Origin of the sequence: Nitratidesulfovibrio sp. 1201_IL3209 (assembly GCF_036763125.1) — a bacterium.
Taxonomy (GTDB): domain Bacteria; phylum Desulfobacterota; class Desulfovibrionia; order Desulfovibrionales; family Desulfovibrionaceae; genus Cupidesulfovibrio.
The window spans coordinates 1-263 of sequence record NZ_JBAIYT010000105.1 but is presented as its reverse complement, the minus strand read 5'-3'; the positions used below and the strand labels follow the sequence as shown (position 1 = coordinate 263).

At 55.5% G+C, this 263-nt stretch carries 1 rRNA gene; it reads left to right on the top strand.

The features are described 5' to 3' along the window. Window positions 1-263 (top strand): 23S ribosomal RNA (locus V6B97_RS17255); the annotation flags it as partial.

Genomic DNA, 263 nt, shown 5'->3' with positions numbered 1-263 from the left:
CTATAGCTTGACATTGGGTTTTGGGCTTGCATGTGTAGGATAGGTGGGAGGCTGTGAACCCTGTACGCCAGTATGGGGGGAGCCACCGTTGAAATACCACCCTTGCAAGTCTAAGGCTCTAATCCATGCCCGTGATCCGGGGTGGAGACAGTGTCTGGTGGGTAGTTTGACTGGGGCGGTCGCCTCCCAAACAATAACGGAGGCACGCAAAGGTTCCCTCAGCCTGATCGGAAACCAGGCGTCGAGTGCAAACGCATAAGGGA